The sequence below is a fragment of the Oscillospiraceae bacterium genome, assembly GCA_035353335.1.
In the GTDB taxonomy this organism is placed as follows: Bacteria; Bacillota; Clostridia; order Oscillospirales; family JAKOTC01; genus DAOPZJ01.
Genome location: DAOPZJ010000028.1, coordinates 16,105 through 35,561, shown reverse-complemented (window position 1 = coordinate 35,561; position 19,457 = coordinate 16,105). Strand labels below are relative to the sequence as shown.

Annotated in this window: 16 protein-coding genes and 1 other annotated feature; of the genes, 7 read left to right on the top strand and 9 right to left on the bottom strand. The window is 47.6% G+C overall.

From position 1 onward, the window contains the following. The 5 genes from PKH29_07380 to PKH29_07360 all read left to right on the top strand — a co-directional run. Positions 1–266, top strand: a 266-nt coding sequence (locus tag PKH29_07380; GenBank protein ID HNX14660.1) for a hypothetical protein, incomplete at its 5' end; no start/stop codon positions are given. A 2-nt stretch (positions 267–268) separates the two neighbouring features. After that, entirely contained in the window at positions 269–1,228 is a 960-nt protein-coding gene (locus tag PKH29_07375) for a hypothetical protein (protein HNX14659.1), read from the top strand. A 20-nt stretch (positions 1,229–1,248) separates the two neighbouring features. Further along, on the top strand, positions 1,249–2,103 hold the full coding sequence (locus PKH29_07370) for an endonuclease VIII (GenBank protein ID HNX14658.1): 855 nt from the start codon (positions 1,249–1,251) through the stop codon (positions 2,101–2,103). A gap of 21 nt (positions 2,104–2,124) precedes the next feature. Next, complete coding sequence (locus PKH29_07365; protein ID HNX14657.1) at positions 2,125–2,631, top strand: hypothetical protein; 507 nt, start codon at positions 2,125–2,127, stop codon at positions 2,629–2,631. Next, positions 2,628–3,167 carry a DUF6144 family protein gene (locus PKH29_07360; protein ID HNX14656.1) on the top strand — a complete coding sequence of 180 codons (540 nt, stop codon included), beginning with the start codon at positions 2,628–2,630 and terminating at the stop codon, positions 3,165–3,167. The genes PKH29_07365 and PKH29_07360 overlap by 4 nt, the downstream gene beginning before the upstream one ends. 14 nt (positions 3,168–3,181) lie before the next feature. On the opposite strand, the gene PKH29_07355 is transcribed toward PKH29_07360, so the two are convergent. The 7 genes from PKH29_07355 to pheS all read right to left on the bottom strand — a co-directional run bounded on the left by PKH29_07355 (position 3,182) and on the right by pheS (position 12,869). Continuing rightward, positions 3,182–4,198, bottom strand: a complete 1,017-nt coding sequence (locus PKH29_07355; protein HNX14655.1) for a glycosyltransferase family 10 — start codon at positions 4,196–4,198, stop codon at positions 3,182–3,184. 134 nt (positions 4,199–4,332) lie between these two features. Beyond that, positions 4,333–5,349 (bottom strand): glycosyltransferase family 10, encoded by a 1,017-nt coding sequence (locus PKH29_07350; protein ID HNX14654.1) that lies wholly within the window; start codon positions 5,347–5,349, stop codon positions 4,333–4,335. Then, positions 5,349–6,359, bottom strand: coding sequence for a uroporphyrinogen decarboxylase family protein (locus PKH29_07345; protein ID HNX14653.1), 1,011 nt, complete (start codon positions 6,357–6,359; stop codon positions 5,349–5,351). The genes PKH29_07350 and PKH29_07345 overlap by 1 nt, the downstream gene beginning before the upstream one ends. Before the next feature lie 263 nt (positions 6,360–6,622). After that, positions 6,623–7,912 carry an aminotransferase class I/II-fold pyridoxal phosphate-dependent enzyme gene (locus PKH29_07340; GenBank protein HNX14652.1) on the bottom strand — a complete coding sequence of 430 codons (1,290 nt, stop codon included), beginning with the start codon at positions 7,910–7,912 and terminating at the stop codon, positions 6,623–6,625. Between the two features lie 28 nt (positions 7,913–7,940). Further along, positions 7,941–9,329: an asparagine--tRNA ligase gene (gene asnS, locus PKH29_07335; GenBank protein HNX14651.1), complete on the bottom strand. Its 1,389-nt coding sequence runs from the start codon at positions 9,327–9,329 to the stop codon at positions 7,941–7,943. Positions 9,330–9,378: 49 nt separating this feature from the next. Then, entirely contained in the window at positions 9,379–11,742 is a 2,364-nt protein-coding gene (gene pheT / locus PKH29_07330; GenBank protein ID HNX14650.1) for a phenylalanine--tRNA ligase subunit beta, read from the bottom strand. A 98-nt stretch (positions 11,743–11,840) separates the two neighbouring features. Beyond that, complete coding sequence (gene pheS / locus PKH29_07325; GenBank protein HNX14649.1) at positions 11,841–12,869, bottom strand: phenylalanine--tRNA ligase subunit alpha; 1,029 nt, start codon at positions 12,867–12,869, stop codon at positions 11,841–11,843. Positions 12,870–12,934: 65 nt separating this feature from the next. Continuing rightward, positions 12,935–13,161, bottom strand: a binding site (T-box leader). Positions 13,162–13,329: 168 nt separating this feature from the next. Here pheS and PKH29_07320 point away from each other — a divergent pair. Both PKH29_07320 and PKH29_07315 read left to right on the top strand, forming a co-directional pair. Further along, positions 13,330–15,171, top strand: a complete 1,842-nt coding sequence (locus PKH29_07320) for a site-specific DNA-methyltransferase (protein HNX14648.1) — start codon at positions 13,330–13,332, stop codon at positions 15,169–15,171. Continuing rightward, positions 15,171–17,735, top strand: coding sequence for a DEAD/DEAH box helicase family protein (locus tag PKH29_07315; GenBank protein HNX14647.1), 2,565 nt, complete (start codon positions 15,171–15,173; stop codon positions 17,733–17,735). The genes PKH29_07320 and PKH29_07315 overlap by 1 nt, the downstream gene beginning before the upstream one ends. 12 nt (positions 17,736–17,747) lie before the next feature. Here the strand turns inward: PKH29_07315 and PKH29_07310 are convergent, their stop codons facing one another. Both PKH29_07310 and PKH29_07305 read right to left on the bottom strand, forming a co-directional pair. Further along, positions 17,748–18,458, bottom strand: a complete 711-nt coding sequence (locus PKH29_07310; GenBank protein ID HNX14646.1) for an SGNH/GDSL hydrolase family protein — start codon at positions 18,456–18,458, stop codon at positions 17,748–17,750. A 39-nt stretch (positions 18,459–18,497) separates the two neighbouring features. Further along, positions 18,498–19,457: AAA family ATPase (locus tag PKH29_07305; GenBank protein ID HNX14645.1), on the bottom strand; the 960-nt coding region annotated here is incomplete at its 5' end.

Below are 19,457 nucleotides of genomic sequence, written 5' to 3'. Positions count from 1 at the left end.
GCCGATGGTATTTTTGGCTCTGTCTGTCGGAACTGCCGTTTGAACTGGCAAAACCGGAAGCCGACAAATACAAGCGCGAGAGTGCGAATTGGCTCAAACATAAAAGCTGTGTGATGAACGGCGAATCCGACCGAATGATTCACCCGGTGCTGCTGTGCATTCTGCGTAACAATCTGGCAAGATACCCCGAGTACGCGCACATCAAAGACCGCCAGCCCTATATCAATGACAAAGACGGAAGATTATATTTTGATATGGAGGCTTAATCATGTTTGATGAAAAAGTCATCAATTGGTTACTTGAAGAAAAAGAACCGTCTATCCGTTACCGGACACTGACCGAACTGCCGGAATATCAAAGCGGCAACGAAGAAGTTGTTGCCGCCAAGGTAAAAGCGTTCGACTGCGAAAACGTCAAACGTATCTTTTCAAGGACGGATGAAAATGGACTTTTCCCCCATAAGCCGGAGTATTACGGCAATTGGACGACGTTTTGCTATTTGACCGCGCTTGCCGAATTGGGGATCACAAGAAAAGATAAACGCATAGAACCGATTGTCGATTGGATTTTAACCCCCGGCGAGGGTAAACTTGAGTACTTCGTCCAAAAGGAACTTGCCCCGGCTTATCTGCTTGACGAGGATCATCTGGGCGGCTGCCGCCAAATCGGCTTTTTAAGCACGCTCGTCCGACTCGGATATTTAGATGATCCGCGCGTTAAACGGATGGTGGAAGTGTTTACGGAAAAGGGCAGATTCGACGGCGGTTATCTGTGTAAATGGAAGAAAAGCAAGCACCGGGGACAAGTGCCGAAGAGCTGCTATAGCGCCACTGTTCCGGCATTGTATTTATATTCCGTCTTGCCCGCGTGTTACAGACAAGGCAAAAATTTCGACTCCTTGATCGATTATTTCACCGGCAGAGATATGATTTACAGTAAAACAGAGCCCGGAAAGATCATATGTTACACGCGCCTCGGCTTTCTCAGCACCGGATTTACGCAGATAATCACCGTCGCAAGCGCAATGAGTAAACTGGGGCTGGGCGATATTCCACAGATGAAAAGCGTGTGGGAGATCATCGAAAGTAAAGCGGTTGACGGTAAATACAACCTTGAAGCCGAAGAAACCAAAAGAACCATTCTCATGGATAAAGTCGGAAAGCCGAACAAGTGGATCACATTCCAAGTTCTCCTCTCCCAAAAAGAAGCAGGGCGCGATATGGCATGAGTGACAGGAGTTGAGATTTTATGATCGAACTGCCCGAGACCTATGTGCTCGCCGAGCAAATCAACCGTACCCTCGTCGGAAAGACCGTGTTGAACGCCACGGCGAATGCCTCGCCGCATAAATTCGCCTGGTTCAGCGGCGACCCTGCCGGGTATCAGCAAAAACTCGCCGGTAAGACGATTACATCCGCGAATCCCGGCACCGGCTATACCTGCGGCGGCAACACCGAGATCGTCTGCGGCAATATGCTGCTCGTGATCTCGACGCCGATCAAATACCACGCGCCCGGCGAAAAACTGCCGCCCAAGCACCAGCTTTGGCTGGAGTTCGAGGATTTTTCCGGAGACGGAACGTCTTCTATGACCTGCACGGTGCAGATGTGGGGTGCGATGTTATGTTACCAACGGGATCAAAACGGCCTGCCGCAAAGCTATAAAGTCAACAAAGCTCCGACCCCGCTCATGGACGAATTCGACAAGCCGTATTTTGAGAAATTGTTCTCAAACACCGCGCCGAACCTGTCTGCCAAAGCGTTTTTAGCTACCGAGCAGCGCATTCCGGGTCTCGGAAACGGGGTGTTGCAGGATATTTTATTCAATGCGAAAATTCATCCCAAAACCAAACTCGAAAAGCTGACCGACGGGGAAATTGAAGGTTTATATAAGTCAACGAAAGAGACGCTGTTTGCTATGACCGCACAGGGCGGACGCGACACCGAAAGAGATCTATTCGGCTGCCCGGGCGGTTATAAGACCATTTTATCGGCGAATACGATCGACAACCCCTGCCCCGTCTGCGGCGATAAAATCGTACGCGAGGCCTATTTGGGCGGCAACATCTATTACTGCCCGACCTGCCAGCCATGGAAAAAATAACACGGGAAAGGAATTGTTTTCATGATTGAAAAATTCCTCCCGGAGGAGCGTTTTGACTTTATTACCCCGGAAAACAAACGGTTTATCTGCGCGTTCACGAATGCGCTTTCGGACCTGGGCTACACCTTCGGTGATGCTATCGGCAGCGGTTTTTGCTGGGGCAGGTATATGCTCATCTTCACCAAGGCAAACGTCAAAACTAAAAAGGCAGTCGCGCGCATCTATATCCGCGATAAAGACCTTGTGCTTCGGCTGTTTTTCAGCGGCGTCACCAAACACGCGAAGTATATCTCTCAGGCACCCGACTTTATCAGAGAGGTCTTTGTCGGACCTCATGCCGCCTGTAAACACTGCAAGGGCGACCGGTGCAAATTTCAAAAGACCTATGACATTGATGAAATTCATTATGAAAAATGCAACGGGCGGACTTTTGAGTTTCCCCGTCCCGATATCAGCCGTCTGGACGATTACATAAGACTGTTCAAAGAATTCTATCCGGTGACCGGCCGCGGGGGAAGCAAGGTATGATGACCAACGTTCAAGGGAACAAAGTGCAAAAAGCCATCGAAAAACACCTCGGCAAGACGGCGGCGGACGAATTCGCAATAAAATTTACGCTGTCCGAATCCGCCGATTACATCCGCAAGTTCAAGTGGGCAAAAGAGATCTGCGATTATCTGGACGGCACCTATACACCCGAAGAAGTCAAGGCCGTCCGGTTCGCCTGCTCCTGCTCGCCGCCGGAAGAAAAGATCGCAAAAATCAGGCAGCTCTATGAAAACGCAAAAGACCTCGATGCTTTCACCGAGGCCTTTGAGCGCGAATATCAGGGGACGAATTTGTTATGGCACGAAGGCGAAACCCTCTTTTTCGGCTATCCGACCTGTTACTGCTCCTGCGTCAAGCGGGTTAGGGACGTGCTGCCGAAAACTTGGTGCCTGTGCACACTCGGCTACACGAAAAAGCTGTTTGACGCGGTGTTCGGTATGGACACCGAGGTGGAACTGATCGAAAGTGTCAAGACCGGCGGAAGCCGCTGCGTGATGAAAATCACAAAACCGTAATCATACCGGTTTGATCAATGAAACAACCGTTTGATTTCCTGTGCGCAATTTCTCGCAACGGACGTACACGTTCGAAACGGTCCCGCGATCTTTGCCGCTTTCGTTAATTGGCTTTCCTTCAATAATGAAAATCCGTACAGAGGGCGTCTATAGGCCCTTTCGGGCGGCTGTTCGATAATATGCTTAAAGAACGCTTCCATCTCCGAGCAGAAACGATCCGGAAGCTCAAAATCGAGCAGCGCGGGCTGCGAAAGCATCTCCGTATAGGCGCCGTCGTTGTTGTCGAGATACTTGATCTTTTCAATCGCAGCGTCAAAGTCCTCTTTACCGTTGATATAGATAAACGCCTTGGGATTAAATATTTTTGTGACTTCCGGGCTGCCCCAATAGATGGGAACCGTATGCGCGGCAAAACCCTCAAGAATTTTTTCGGTGATATAATTGTCGACGCGGCAGTTTTCGAAAACAAGTGAGAATTTGCGCGCCGATGCAAACACCAGCTTATCTTTGACGCCGTCTTTTTGACCGATATTATTGCGAAATTTCCCGCCGGAATCAACTTTCTTATAACCGCACAGCCGGTCGAAAAACTCCTCGCGCAGCGGATTTGCCATCAGATGATTGCTGACCACAAAAGAACAGAATCCCGTCTTTTTAATAAAATCCCCGTTTGCCGCCAAGTGCTTGTTTTTAGCCAAAGCGATATTTTTATCCCGGCTGCCGTGGTCAAAACAATACGGGTGGGATAAGTGGCGGTCGCCGTAAGTGAACGGGTAGCAAGTGACTGCATAATCGTATAAATCGAAATCCGGCCAGAGGTTTTTAAAAGAGATGAAAATCCGGACCGCTTTTCGGTATTTAATAACGCCGCTGTTGAGCAAGCCGAAGGAAGAGCCGAAGACGTAATCGGGATTGCCGCTGAGTTCAATATCGTAATTTTTTTCAAGCAGGCGATAAAAAAGGGCCTTTTGTATTTTTTCATACGGCATCGCAAAATCGGCAAACGCCGTTTTAATCCTGCGCTTTTCCAAAACAAACCTCCGCCGTTAAGATCGACCTTCATCAGAATCACCGATTCCGATGAAAAATTATTGACAAAATTACAGCGAAAAATTCTGTTTCGGTTTGATATCAATCTATGGCCGTTTATTTTCCGGACCTTTATTTATTGACCTGTCAGCTTTTTCAGTTTTCTGTAGACATCGATCAGAATGAGTTTGCATTTTTTCAACGGCCCGGCGACCTTTGCCGAGATGATCAGACGGCGTTCTTTATAAATCGAGTACCCGTACATCGCCCGTCGATAAGCCGCTTCTTTCGGCTGTTCGATAATATGCCTTAAAAACTCTTCTAATTCCTTATGAGTTAGTTCTGCGATATCCGGTGAAGAAAATGCCGGCTGCGACAGCATTTTTATGTAAGCTTCGTCGTTTTGGTCTAGATATTTGATCTTTTCGATCGCATCGTCAACATCTTCCGGCCCTTTAATGTAAATGAACGCCGCCGGATTAAAGTACTTGTTTACATCCGGAGAGCCCCAATAAATCGGGATTGTATGAGCGGCAAACCCTTCCAATATTTTTTCCGTGACGTACCCGTCGACTTTGGAATTTTCAAAAGTGATGGAAAATTTCCGCTGCGAAGCAAACGCGAATTTGTCTTTTATCCCGTTTTTTTGACCGACATTGTTTCTGAACCGCCCGGCGGAGTCGATTTTCTGATAGGTGCTCAGCCGGTCGAAAAATTCCTCCCGAAACGGATCGCCGATATTGTTGCTTACCACAAAAGAGCAAAATCCGGTTTTCCGCGCAAAATCCTCCGCCGCCGTCAGATGCTTGTTTTTTGCCGATTCGATGCTTTTATCGTAATCATTATGGTCGAAGCAATACGGATGGGTCAGATGACGGTCTCCGTATTGAAGCGGAAAACAAGTAACGGCGTAATCGTATAAATCGAAATCCGGCCAGAGATTTTCAAAAGAGATGAAAATCCTGATCGCATTTTTATATTTTAACGCGCCGGTGTTAAAAAGGCCGAAACAAGACGCGAAGACGTAATCGGGATCATCGCTGAATTCGATTTCGTAATATTTTTCAAGCGTTCTGAGCAGGATCGTCTTCTTCAGCAGTTCAATCGGTTCCCAAAAATCCACAAAAGCAGCTTTGATTTTACGCTTTTCCATTACATCACCTCAGCCGCGTATCTTTTTTGGGCTTCATCGATCATGGCGCAGGCGTTTTCATAGGGCACGTCTGATTGGATGCTCTGCGCCGGCGAGAGGATGTATCCCCCGCCCTTTCCCATGATCCCGACCACTTGCGCGATCTCGGTTCTGACTTGCCCGGGCGTTCCGTACGGCAGCGTCTGCTGGGTGCTGATACCGCCCCAAAAGGTCAGTTTATCGCCGTGAAGTCGTTTGATTTTCGTGAGCTCCATACATTCCGGCTGTACCGGATTCAGCACGTCGACGCCCATTCTGACCAGATCGCCCATGATGGCCTCGACGTTGCCGCAGGAATGCACCCAGACGTCCTTTCCGCCTTCGTGGATCAGGTTATATTCACGCTGTTCGCCGGGCTCAATCATCTCGTGCCAGACGTCGGGCGACATCAACAGCGATTTCTGAGAGCCCCAATCGCTGCCGAGTAAAATCCCATCGATCTCGGGGATGTTGACGATGTTTTCGAGCATGACGATATTTTTGCGGATGATCATATCGAGCAGCGCTTTGGCAAACTCCGGCTCTCCGGCCATATCGGCGAGGAAATTTTCGATGCCGCGCGCGAAATAGGCCTTTTCAAAATGACTGCCCCAGATCGTGACCAGCATATAACAGCCGGTCGCGTCTTTGATCGCTTTGATTCGGTCGGTAAACCCGACGTAATTTCCGATTCCGATGGTTTTCGGCAGTTTTTCGGGCGCGTCATACCCGGAATAGGACTTGGGCAGATCGTACCAGTTCCACCACGGGCAGCCGAACGCAAACACGCTGTTTCCGATGCCGAGCCGGACGGCCTCGTCCATGTCGAGCCGCCCCGCCTCGTATTCGCTTTTCACCCAGCCGGTGACGAAGTCCGCCGTCAGCCGCTCCCCGTAGGCCTCATAGGCGTCACGCGCGAACGTGATGGCGTACGGCAAAGACGCGCAGGTTTTATGATTAATCGCTGTTTTTACGGCATCCCGTTTTTCCATCCTGTTATGCTCCCGTTAACGATTTATTGGTTTTCTTACACGCTTTGCTGCGGTTTGGGCAGTCGCTGACATCCATTCTACTTCATTTTCCGATTTTTCGCAAGGCAAAATCCGGTGCGCGGAGATCCTGCTGCGGTTTCCTGCGGTTTTGCCGTTATACCTTATCGGAAAGTTTGAAAAATTTAAAATAAAACAGCAACAAAAAGCAATCACGGCGAACGGGGTTTGCCCGTTCGCCGTGGTTTTTATCGTCTTGTAATAGTTTATTTATCCTGCGACAGCAGTTTTTCAACCGCCGCGAGTTTCGCCGAGGCGCAGAAGACGTCCATGGCCTCCGCAAGCTGATCGACATGCGGAAAACTCGGGGAGATGCGTATGTTCGAATCCTCGGGGTCCATCCCGTAGGGGAAGGTCGCGCCCGCCGGCGTCAGAACCAAGCCCGCTTCCTTGCATAACGCCACCGTGCGCTTTGCGCAGCCCGGCAACAGGTTTACGCTGATGAAATAGCCGCCCTTGGGTTCGTTCCATTCGGCGACGCCGGTCGCTTCGAGGCCCTCTTTGAGTTTGGCGCAGACCGTTATAAACTTCGGGACGAGCAGCTTCATGTATTTTTCCATATGTTCGGCGACACCGTCGAGGTCTTTGAAATAGCGTGCGTGCCGCAGCTGGTTGAGTTTGTCATGGCCGATGGTCTGATAGGACAGAAGTTTTTTGTAAAACGCCAGATTCTCCGCACCCGAGGCGATCGCCGAGACGCCGCCGCCCGCAAAACTGATCTTGCTGGTCGAAGTGAACAGATAGACCATGCTGCTGTTTCCGTGTTTTTGCGCCTCGGTCAGTAAATTCGTGACTTTGGCTTTCGCGGCGCCCGCAAACGTGTGCATGACATAGGCATTGTCGCAGTAGATGCGGAAATCATGCGAAGAAGGCCTCAGAGCCGCTAAACGCTCGATGACTTTATGAGAATATACCGCTCCGGTCGGATTGGAATAGACCGGGACGCACCAGATGCCTTTGACGTCCGGGTCTTCGTTGACGTACTGCTCGACCAAATCCATATCCGGGCCATCCTCATACATCGGGATGTTGATCATCTCGAAGCCGAGCTTGTCGGTGATCGCGAAATGGCGGTCGTAACCCGGAACCGGACACAGCCACTTGCGGTTTTTGCACTCATACAGCGGAACGCCGCCCGCGAATACGCCGAAGATCATTGACCGGACGAGCGTGTCGTACATCAGGTTCAAACTGGAGTTGCCGTAGACGATCAGGTTTTCGGCCGGGACGCTCAGAATTTCGGAAAACAGCCGCTTTGCCTCGGGAATGCCGTCGAGGCCGCCGTAGTTGCGCGCGTCGAGGCCGTCTTCCGACTGCAGATTGGAAGTCGGACCGAGTACCGAAAGGATCGGATTTGCAAGCGAGAGCATCTCGGGCGCGGGCTTGCCGCGCGAGATGTCAAGTTTCAGGCCTTTGGCTTTGTAGTCATTGTAGATTCCCTGCAAAAGCGCCTTTTGAATCAACAGCTGCTCCCGGGGCAGTTTTGTGTAGTTCATATCATCACCATCAAATTTTCAAACAGAATTATGCCAGTGTTTTCGGAGTGCGCGGGAACAGAAGTACATCGCGGATGTTGCCGACACAGGTCAGATAGAGCAGCAGACGCTCGAGACCCAGACCGAAACCGGCGTGTTTTGTGCCGCCGTAACGGCGCAGATCGAGATACCAGCCGTAGTCGTCTTTGTTGAGATTGCACTCAGCCATACGGCTTTCAAGCACGTCGATGCGCTCTTCCCTCTGGCTGCCGCCGATGATCTCGCCGACGCCCGGTACCAATAAATCCATCGCGGCGACCGTTTTGCCGTCGTCGTTGATACGCATGTAGAACGCCTTGATCTCCTTGGGGTAGTTGATCAGAAACACCGGCGCTTTGAAATAGGTCTCGGTCAGCCAGCGCTCGTGCTCTTTTTGCAGATCACAGCCCCAGTAGACCGGATATTCAAACGCCGCCCCGCTGTTTTTGAGCAGGTCTATTGCCTCAGTATATTCACAGACCTTGAAATCGGCGCTGACTAACGCGTTCAGACGGTCAAGCAGGCCGTTGTCATAGTGCTCATTGAAAAACGCCAGCTCATCCGGGCATTGTTCCATGGCATATTTGACCACGGAAACCAACATATCCTGCGCCAGCCGCATGTCGTCCGACAGATCGGCAAACGCAATCTCCGGCTCGATCATCCAAAACTCCGACGCGTGGATCGGCGTATTGGAATTCTCGGCCCGGAACGTCGGTCCGAAGTTATAGACCTTGCCGTAGCAAAGCGCAAACGCCTCGGCTTCGAGCTGTCCCGAAACCGTCATGGACGCGGGTTTTCCGAAAAAGTCCTTGGCAAAATCGACCTCGCCGGATTCGGTCAGCGGCGGGTTTTTGGCGTCCAGCGTGGTCACGCGGAACATCTCTCCGGCGCCTTCGCAGTCGCTGCCGGTGATGATCGGCGAATGGGTATAGATAAATCCGTTTTCGGTGAAAAACTTGTGGATGGCATAGCTCACGACCGAGCGCAGCCGATAAACCGCGCCCAATGTATTCGTGCGCGGGCGCAGATGCGGCATCGTGCGCAGAAACTCCAATGAATGGCGCTTTTTTTGCAGCGGATAGTCGGGCGAAGAAGTTCCCTCGATCGTGATATTCGTCGCTTTCAGTTCAAAAGCTTGTTTGCTGTCCGGGGTCGCGGTCAAAACGCCCTCGACAACCAAAGCGCACCCGTTGTTCTGGCGGGTCGCCTCGGCATAGCCGGGCATGTTCTCTTCGGCCACGACCTGGAGATTTCGGAAACAGCTCCCGTCGTTGAGTTCGACAAACGAGATGCCTTTGGACACGCGCAGGGTTTTGGCCCAGCCGCATACCGTGAGGTTCTTTCCGATATACTGTTCGGGTGTAGCGAAGAGCTTGGCGATTTCGACGCGTTTCATAATAATCTACTGCCCCTTCCAAAAAGGTATGAGCAGTATTTTATCACATTCAGGCCTTTAATGCAATCCCTTTTGAAGCTAAATCCGCGATGACCGCCTGTGTATGAGGGTCGATTTCCTCACGCGATAACGTCTTTTCCATCGAGGCGTAATTTAAGCGGATCGTGACCGTCTTTGCCTCGCCTTCATACAGGTCAAGCATCCTGACGCCGGTCAGAAAAACGCAGGGATTTCTCGAAAGCGTATCTTCAATCTGCGCGTATTTGAATCCGTCCTTCAGGACAAAAGTCAAATCGACGTCGATGCCCGGGAACTTGGACGGCTCGGCGTATTTCAACACCTGCGCGGGCACGGACGAGAAAAGATCCATATCGATTTCGGCGAATACGACAGCCGCGGTTTTATCCAGCTTTTCGTTCACGGTCGGATGGACGGCGGAGACAAAGCCGATCTCTTTTCCTGCAAGGGTGATCGAGGCGATGTTGCGCGGGTGCTGCCAGTCGTGCCTGGGCGCGATGTTGGCATAAACGGGTTTTTGGTGTTTCAATTCACCGCACAGATCGCCGACGATTGCAAGCAGATCATAAAACAATGCTTTTTCGGTTCCCTCGCGGTCATACAGCGCGATTCCCAGCGTTCTGCGCTCGTTGCAGTAACCGTTTTCTTTGGCGCCGACAAAGGTACGGCCGATTTCGAAGATGCCGTATTTCGCCGCATAATTGCGGTTTTCGTTGACGAAGCACAGTAATGACGGAGTCATCGCATTGCGCAGCGTACCCAGTTCGGGCGTCGGGATGTTGAGGATCCGGACGTTTTCCTCGACCGGAATGCCGAATTTTTTATATTTTTTGCCGTCGCACCAAATATACGAATGCACCTCGTGCAGCAGATATTTGTCGACAAGCAGGGTCTTTGTATTGCTCTCATCGGTCTTTGCGGTGGTTTTCGTCACCGGATGCAAAGCGCTCTTTGCAGTGACGGCCTCAAAGTTGTCGTAGCCGTAGATGCGCGTGATCTCCTCGATGATATCGGCGGCAATGGTCACATCCTTGGTCGCGCGCCAGGTCGGGACGCCGACTTTGAATTTATTATCGAAATACTCGGCTTTGAAGCCCAGCGCGCGCAGTGTCGACAGGATCTGATTATTCGAAATTTCGATGCCGGTATAACGGTCGACATAGTGTTTGTCGAACGTGATCGTGATCGGCGGATATTTTTTGACATAGCGGTCGGTGAATTTCGAGATCACCTTTACGCCCGGATCAACGTCGGCTAACAGCTTTAAAAGCCGGCCGAGCGCGGGCATCGTGAGTTCGGGATCGAGGGTCTTTTCGTAGCGCATGCTCGAATCGGTGCGCAGACCGAGCCGCTGAGACGATTTGCGCGTGCTTACCGCGTCAAAATTGGCGGACTCCAACAACAGTGAATCGGTCTCGTCTGTGATCTCGGATTCCAGCCCGCCCATGATGCCGGCGACGGCTACGGGCAGGCCGTTCGAGCAGATCATCAATGTGTTTTCGTCGATGTCGCGCTCGATGCCGTCGAGGGTCTTGAATTTGAACGGCGTATTGAAATTTTTCACCTGCACGTTGTTGACTTTTTTTAAGTCGAACGCGTGCATCGGCTGACTGAGCTCGAGCATCACATAATTGGTCAGGTCGGCGAGCAGATTGATGGCGCGCAGTCCGCAGTAAAACAGCCGGATGCGCATATTAACCGGGCTGACCTTCGCGCTGATATTCTCCACGCGAACCGAGCTGTACCGGAAGCACATCTCTTTGTTGACGATCTCAACCGGAACCTCCGGCAGGCCGTCATATTGCACGCCGTCGACGGTCTCGGGCTTTTTCAGTTCTCTGCCGGTCAGTGCCGCGAATTCGCGCGCGATGCCGTAATGGCCCCATAAATCGGGACGATTGGTCAGCGATTTGTTGTCGACCTCGAAAATGATGTCTTCAATGCCGTATATGGTTTTGATGTCGGTGCCGAGTGCGCAGTCCCCGAAAACCTCCATCAAACCGGAGTGGTCGGCGGAGATGCCGAGCTCGAATTCGGAGCAGCACATGCCCTCGGACGGATAACCCGCGACGGTCGCCACGTTGATCGGAGTGCCGCAGACGCTGCCGCCCGCGCAGGCGAATGCCACCTTCATGCCCTCGCGGACATTCGGCGCGCCGCAGACACAGTCGACGATCTTGTCGCCGCGGTCCACTTTTAACAGATGCAGCTTTTTGGAGTTCGGATGTGCCTCGACCGAGAGCACTTTGGCGACGACAACGTTTTTGGTGTCAGCGCCTTTGATATAGACGTCCTCGACCTCTGCGGCCGAGAGGGTGAAGCGGCGAATGAGCTGTTCGATGTCCAGCCCGTCGAGATTGACAAAATCCCGAATCCAATTCATTGATACTAACATATATTAATCTATCCTTTCGTACAAGCCGGGATGTTTTATCCTTTTCGCATATAAAAAGGATAAAACTCCCCGCTTGAAAGATCTATCTTTCAAGCTCCTCACTTCTGCGAAAACTGTGACAGCGCCTTGAGGTTGCCGCTGTTTAAAATCCGGATGTCCTTGATGCCGTAGCGCATCATCGCAAGCCGCGTCAGGCCGAGCCCGAAAGCGAATCCGGTGTATTTTTCACTGTCGATCCCGCCGTATTTCAGGACGTTGGGGTGGATCATTCCGCAAGGGCAGAGTTCCACCCAGCCGCCGTTTTTACAGGTCGGGCAGCCGGTTCCGCCGCAGATCAGGCAGTTGATGTCGAGCTCGAAACCGGGTTCGACGAACGGGAAGAAGCCCGGGCGAAGACGCACTTTGACGTCGCGCTTGAACACCTCGGACAGCATCGTCTTCATGAAATAGATGAGGTTTGAGATCGAGATGTCGGTGTCGATCATCATGCCCTCCATCTGAAAGAAGGTGTTCTCGTGGCTCGCGTCGGTGGCCTCGTTGCGGAAACACCGGCTCGGGAATACGGCGCGCAGCGGCGCGCCGTATTTGCGCATGATCGTGTTCTGGGCGGCTGAGGTATGGGTCTTCAGCACCTGCCCGTTCGAGAGATAAAACGTATCCTGCATATCGCGGGCGGGATGGTGTTTCGGGATATTCAAGGCCTCAAAGCAGTTATAATCATCGGTGACTTCGGCATAGTCCTCAATCGTGAAGCCCATGCTCGCAAAGATCTCCTCGACCTCTTTTTGAATCAGCGTGATCGGGTGATAGGAGCCGAGTTCAGCCTGTGCCGGCAGAGTCACATCGTATTGCTCCGCGTTGTCGACGAGCGCTTGCTGTTCGGCGGCGGTGACGTCGGCCTGCGCCTTTTCGATGTCGGCTTCGGCCTGCTTTTTCAGCTCGTTAATCTGCTGCCCGAGTTCACGTTTTGCTTCGCCCTCGGCGTCTTTGAGCAGTTTCAACAGTTCCGTGATCTGCCCCTTTTTGCCCAAAAACTCCACGCGGATCTGTTCGACCGCTGCCGAGTCCTTGGCCGCTTCAAGCCGCTGTTTCAGCTGTTCGGACACTTGCCTGATATTTGTTTCCATGTGACTTCATCCCTTCAACAAGGTTTAAAAATTTAAAGTAAAAATTAATAAGCGCGCTCGATCCGAAATAGGACGAAGCGCGCTCCGCGGTACCACCTAAATTCCCCATGAATGTCACGGGGCTCTTGATCCCGATAACGGCGGGAAGCCGGTACATCTTACTTTGATTTTCAGTTCGGATGCACTGCTCGGGAGTGAACTTCGCCGGTTTTGTTTCGCGAGCGCCTTTCAGCCGCCGAGCGCTCTCTCTTTCGCGTTTAACACCGGGTACTCTCTCCGTCTGCGCATTTACACCATTATTATATCATCAAAACGTAAAAAGTCAACAAAAATCGGGTATCATATTATAAATAGGAGAAGTAATATTGCGAAAAATTTGCATTTATGATAATATAAATCAGTGTTAGCAGTGATACTGTTTTAAGTTGAATATCCGATGAATTCAGTGAGGAGGTAAACAATGGATAAAAACATCGAACAGATTATTTCGTTGTTACAACAAGGAAAACAGCTGCCTGCCGAGTATCAAGATATTTTGTTCCCTGTGAACCACAAAGAGTATGAATTGACTTATAAGGGTAAAATGCCGAAAGAACAAGTATTGGCGGTTGGCGAAGAACCACAAGGCGTACCATTCCAAATTGAAAAAGTCTTCGGCGAAAGAGATATAGACGATTGGCAGAACCTTTTGATTTTTGGCGATAATTTTCAAGCGTTAAAAACTATGTTCGATAATAAAGATGAACTCATAAAAAATAAAGTAAAAGGTAAAGTGAAACTTATTTACATTGACCCACCTTTTGCCACTGAAGATGAATTTGTAAATAAAGATGGTGCAAAAGCATATAGTGATAAGATTAAAGGTGCAGAGTTTATTGAGTTTATTCGCCAAAGACTCATTGTGGCTCGAGAAATATTATCAAATGATGGAAGTATATTTGTCCATTTGGATAATAAGATGGTTCATTATATTAAAATTGTAATGGATGAAGTGTTCGGAAAAAACAATTTTCAAAGAGAAATTATTTGGCAATTAAGTGGCATTTCGGGATATAAGAGTTTAACTGATAATTTTATACGTGGTCATGATACTATCCTTTACTACTCAAAAAGCGAAACCCGTATTTTTAATAAGGAATTTTTGCCCTATTCAAAAGAACAATTAAAAAGATTTTCTTCAATAGACGAAAATGGTAGACAATTTAAAACCATAACAAAAGAAAGAAGAAAGTATTTAGACGAGGCAAAGGGCATTCCAGTGGCAGATGTGTGGCTTGATATTGCAAGCTTTCAAACTATTGTAAACTCGCCTGAAATTATGAATTATCCAACACAAAAGCCAGAAAAACTTCTTGAAAGAATTATTAAGTCTACTACAAACGAAGGCGATTTAGTAATGGACTTCTTTGCAGGGAGTGGAACAACACTTAACGTTGCAGAAAGACTCAATCGCCGCTGGATCGGCGTAGATATTGGTAAACTTGCAATTTACACGACCCAAAAGCGTTTACTCACCCTTCCAAATCGTCAACCGTTTGCAGTAGTTAATGCTGGTTGTTATGACCTTAAAAAGGTTTTTGAGATGGAACGGCAAAAGTATGTAGATTTTGTTTCCGAACTTTTTCAAATAGAGAAAGCAAGCAAAAAAATAAGCGGTGTTCTTATGGATGGTAAACGCCGTGGTGATTGGGTTAAGATTTACGAATGGCAAGATTTTGTGAATAATGCAGCAGTTGATGAAAACTTTATTAATGAACTGCATAAAACCATTGGCGAAAAAATTGGAGAAAAATTTTATATAGTTGCTCCAGAATTAAACTTTGATATTGTTGGGGATTATTATAAACCCATAGGATCTAATACCAAATACTTCTTCTTGAAAATTCCTTATCAATATATTAAAGACCTACATAAAATCGAATTTAAGAAACTAAATCAGCCGAAGAGTAAAGACAAAATCAATTCTATTGATAATTCAATCGGCTTTTACTTCAACGAGGTTCCGCAAATCGAAAGTCATATCGAAAAGCAAGCTAATAAAATTGTATTGTATATAGATAATTGCATTTCTGAAACAATACAGGCAGATAAAGAAAATATCCTTGCTACGGTGCTTATTGACAGTACAAATGATAAGAACTTTATAATGCAAGATTACTTTTTTGCTGATGAAATTAAAGATAAGACAACCGGTAAATATAAGATTGAAATTAGAAAAGAAGATTTAAAAAGCAATAAATTGAAAGTAGTATACATAGATATCTTCGGCAACGAGTTTGTAGAAGTATTAGAGGTATTGTAATGCAAGGGATACAGAAAATTGATATAAAAAGCTTAGTACTGTCGGTCAATAAAAATTATGACCGCAGTAAGTTTGATATGGACGATTGGGACGGATATCTGGATATTTTATGCCAAGATAGAGAATATCAAAAAGAAGCAATTAAAACGGCAATTATATATTTGGCGTCTGGTAAATATATAACCGTAAAAGACCTACTAAAAGAAAACTTTGAAAACAATATTGACATGCAAGATGCTTACGGAACACTGGATAAACTATATAAAAGTGTGCAGTTGCCAGATATGTTGTCCGGAGTAATTGATATGGCAACAGGTAGTGGCAAAAGCTATGTAATGTTTGGCATTGCACATATAGCGTTACTCCTTGGTCTGGTTAAACGAGTTCTTGTTTTATGCCCCTCACTTACAATCGAAAATGGGCTTACAGAAAAATTTCAAGCATTGATTACAAGAAGCGAATTATTAAATGTTGTTCCCGACAAATATGCTAAACTGCCAATACGGATTATTGATGCAAACTCAACTGTGCAAGAAAATAATATTTGTATTGAAAATATCCATGCTGTTTATGAGAACACCGGTTCATCCATTAAGGACAGTTTCACTATGACCGGTGCTGATACACTTGTTTTAAGTGATGAGGTTCATCACGCATATAATTCGCCTGCTGACAAAGATACCGCTATCAAGAAGTGGAAAGAATTCGTGCAGGATGAATTTTATGGATTTAAATGCCATTTAGGATTTACAGGAACGGCATACAAGGATAATGATTACTTCGCCGATGTTATATTCAGATATTCACTTCGTCAAGCAATAAACGAAAAAATTGTAAAAAAAGTTGACTATGTAGCGGAAGATACCAATGATGGTAGTTACGAAAAGTTTCAAAAGATATTACAAAACCACAATGAAATGAAAGCGAAGTATCCGCATATCACTCCATTATCGATTATTGTCACCGCAAAGATTGATGGTGCGAAAAATCTTATGGAAAACTTTCTCGACTTCTTGGCAGAGTTTACAAAAGAGCCGAGAGAAAGCGTTGAGAAAAAAGTTTTAATCGTAACTTCACATAAAGACCACAAAAAGAATATTCAAATATTGAAAAATGTTGATGAAAAAGACTGCGGCATTGAGTGGATAATTTCAGTTTCAATGCTTACAGAAGGTTGGGATGTTAAAAATGTTTTCCAAATTGTCCCTTGGGAGGACAGGGCGTTTAACTCAAAACTTCTTGTATCACAGGTTTTAGGACGCGGACTGCGGAAACCGCTTTGGGCGGATGCACAACCAAAGGTTATTGTTTTTAACCATTCAAATTGGAGCAAGAACATTAAAACGATTGTCGATGAAGTTCTCGAAACTGAACAAGTATTAACAGCTAGTATCATCGGTAGTGGCGAGCGTTCAAAGTATAATTTCACGGTATCAAATTTAAACTATGAAAAGGAATTGTATGAAGAAATCAATGACGAATACGGCAAAGAAGAAACTTTCGATATTGATAAGCCGTTAGATCTTATTACACAAAGAGAGATAATTGATAAATCTACCACATATATAGACACACAGAATAATACTTACAATAAAAATTATCAAATAAAAAGAGAAACAATGACTATTGAAGAAATCGCTGAAAAAATTGTCAAACAGTATCAAAGAAGAAACAGAGAAGCAACTCTTCGTGGAATACAAGAGGAAGTTATTTATACTGATGGCAAAACAGAGTTGGAGAAGTTGCCAACTTATGACCAGATCGTTGATTATATAAAAAAGTGTATGAAACTTGCAAACATAGTTGGCGATAATCTGATTGAAGATAATGTTTTGAAAATAAATGGTAAGTTTACAGGGTTATTGAGAAAAAAACGGACTTCTGCCGGGTATAGGAATAAAGCAAATGAATTTATAACTATTAGAACAAGCGATATGCGCAATTCATCCAGTAGTTACTCTACGCTAAGAAATAATCGCACAGTTTTTTATTCTTCCGATGTAAGCAACGAATTAGAAGCTGAGCAATATAGCATTTTTAAGTATATGCAAGCAGAGTTACAGGGTAAGCAGTTAAGGCAAATAAATGTCTACGATTTTAAAACTCCGCAAAGTATTGTAGTTGTAAGCCAAGAACCAGAGCGTAAATTTGTGGAAATGCTGACAAAGAAAGAAGTTGCGGAAAAAATCGACTGCTGGATAAAATCACGAGATGTAGCCTTTTACTCAATAACATATGTGCTCAAAAGAGGTACCAGCCCAAAAGAGTTCAATCCGGACTTTTTTATTAAAGTGGACAACAATATCATTGTTATTGAAACGAAAGCAGACAATGACACTGTACGAGAAAACTACTCAAAGATGATTGATGCACAAAAGCACTTCGAAAAACTCAATGAAAAATTGAAAGAAGCAAACCAAAAAGAACGTTACTTCTTCAATATTCTTTCTCCTGTTTCATATCCAACATTCGAAAAAATGCTAAAAGATGGAACGTACTTTAATGGTTTTAACAGCGATTTAGAAGTTAAACTCCGAAACGAATATCCAAACAAAAACGAATAACCAGCCCCTGTTTTACGCAAAAGTGCTCGCGGGAGCGGTTGTCAGCGCGGACTCGATGGCGTTGGAAATCAGGCGGTGACCCTCCTCGTTGGGGTGGATGCCGTCTTCACATAGCAGCCGCTCGTAGTTTTTCTCCTGCAAAAAGATGCTTCGGATGTCGATGAACAGCACGTCGAGCTTCTTTGCAAGGTTGGCGACTTGCAGGTTGTACATCTCATGCCAGCGATAAATGTACTGCTCGCTGCCGCCGAGCCATTTTAAAATGTTTTCCTTGCTGACGCCTCGGCTGATCCAGGCAAAATACTTTTTGGCGTCCAGCGGAGGCAGAGAGAGCACCACCGGTTTGCTGCCGAGGGCTTTGATCTTTTCGATGATGGCCGTATACCCCGTGATAAACCGATCCATCGGGGTATTGGGGAAATGATCGTCATCCGGGGTTTCGGCGATCTTGGCCCATTCAAAATCGCAGTCGTTTCCACCGATCTCGAGTACACAATATTCGGTGTTCGCGATTTTATTGGCGTTCTTTTCAACGATTCTTTCGGCGGCTTCGACGGTACAGCCGAATTTGGCAAAATTCTCGATCTCAATACCGGTTTCTGCGCCGATAATATTAGCAAAGCAGTTTTTCAAAAAGACATATTTTCCGCGCACCGCGTCAAAAATGACGCCCCTTGCGACCGAGTCGCCGACCAAACAGACCTTTTTTAAAATCATATTCATATAAAATACCCTCCCCCCGAAAAGCAAAATTTAAATTTATTATTCACATAATACGAAAATTTCGTCGTTCACGACGTCGAGATTGATAAAAGTCGGCATGTGCGCGCCGTCTCGCATGACTGCGTCGCCGATCTTATCCTCGACCTGCTTGCGCAGATTCTTGCGCAGTTCGCGTGCGCCGAATTTACTGCCCGCCGACATATGCGCCAGTTTTTCGCTGACCGCTTTGCTCCATCCGAATTCGGTACCCTGCGAAGCAAGCCCCTTTTTAATATCGGACAGCATCAAATCAGCGATTTTGACCAAGGTTTCCTCCGAAAGCGGCGAGAAGATGATGACCTCGTCCACGCGGCCCAAAAATTCGGGACGCAAAAACTCCGAAAGCGCCTTCTGCACTTTTTCGGCCGCGAGCTGGTTCGTCGATTTGGCGAATCCGAGTCCGGTGCCCATCGTATCGGAACCGGCGTTGGTCGTCATGACAATGACCGTATTGGAGAAATCGACGTTTCGGCCCTGCGCGTCGGTGATGCGGCCGTCGTCGAGGATCTGCAGCAGAATATGCATGATGTCGGGGTGCGCTTTTTCGATCTCGTCAAACAATACCACGCTGTGGGGCTTTCTGCGCACTTTTTCGGTCAGCTGCCCGGCTTCGTCGTAGCCGACATAACCCGGAGGCGAACCGACCAAACGCGAAACCGCGTGCTTTTCCATATACTCCGACATGTCGATTCGGATCATGTTGTCGGGCGTGTCGAACAGCGCCGCAGAGAGCACCTTGACTAATTCGGTTTTGCCGACGCCGGTCGGGCCCGCGAAGATAAACGACACCGGGCGGTTTTTTTCATAAAGGCGGATTCGGCCTCTGCGCATGGCTCTTGCCAACGCTTCAACGGCTTCATCCTGCCCGATCACACGCTCTTTGAGCCGGGATTCGAGGTCGGACAGTTTTTGAATATCGCTCTCGGCGATCTTGCCCGCGTCGATACCCGTCCAGAGCTC